The sequence below is a fragment of the Halorubrum sp. AJ67 genome (assembly GCF_000513435.1).
Genome location: NZ_CBVY010000006.1, coordinates 55,313 through 56,076, shown reverse-complemented (window position 1 = coordinate 56,076; position 764 = coordinate 55,313). Strand labels below are relative to the sequence as shown.

General features: G+C 69.8%; 1 protein-coding gene and 1 pseudogene (1 of these 2 cut by a window edge). Both read right to left on the bottom strand.

Annotation, left to right across the window (positions count from 1 at the left end):
• Positions 1-174: pseudogene (locus tag BN903_RS07445) on the bottom strand (histone deacetylase family protein); it reaches 599 nt to the left of the window's first position.
• The gene (locus BN903_RS07440; RefSeq protein ID WP_048077144.1) at positions 175-606 is read right to left on the bottom strand and encodes a histone family protein; all 432 of its coding nucleotides are present in this window, start codon (positions 604-606) and stop codon (positions 175-177) included.
• Positions 607-764: the final 158 nt, after the last annotated feature.

The following is a 764-nucleotide window of genomic DNA, read 5'->3' as shown; positions in this document are numbered from 1 at the left end:
GTCGGGGTCGTGGACGGCCGTGACGGCCGCCTTCTCGGCCGGGTCCGCCTCGACGTACTCGACGCCGTGTCGCTTCGTGAGCCCGCGGCGGATCGCGCGGAGTCGGTCCGGGTTCTCCGGGTGTCGCTCGCCGGTGTCGTGTTCGAGACACCGCTCGCTGTAGCCGAACCGCATCTACTCGAACAGCGCGAAGTACGTCTCGATGTCCTCGGCCTGTACCGTTCGTCGGTCCGCGTGGCGAGCCAGCGTCGCCGCCGCGCTCGCGACGTTGTTCGCGTAGTCCTCTAAGATGTCGGCCAGCGCGACGCGCGCGTCGACGCCGACGCGATATCGGTCGTCGATCCGGAGGCGAGCGATCCGGTCGATGGGCGCGACCGGCAGCGTGAGGTCCTCGCGGCTGACGACCTGCTCGACGCCGAAGTCCGCCGCCATCAGCGTTTTCCGACCGTCCGCGGTCGCGCGCTCGGCCGCGTCGACGGCCAGTTCAGCGCCGTGCGACTGGATCCGACGGGCCAGCTCCTCGGCGGCGTCCGCGCTGACGCGGAGTTCCCCCGCGTTCCGCCGGATTATGCCGTCGACCGGCGCGAACGGCAACTCGACACTCATACACACAGACGCGTCCGTGTGTCGTATAACGCTTTCCGTTAGCCGCATCCCCGCCGGATCCCGAACGAGCGGCGTCAGAAGACGTCGTCCGCGTCGATGGTGCCGTCGCGCTCGGGACCGCGGACCGTTATCTCCTCGCCGAGCCGAAGGCTCGCGTC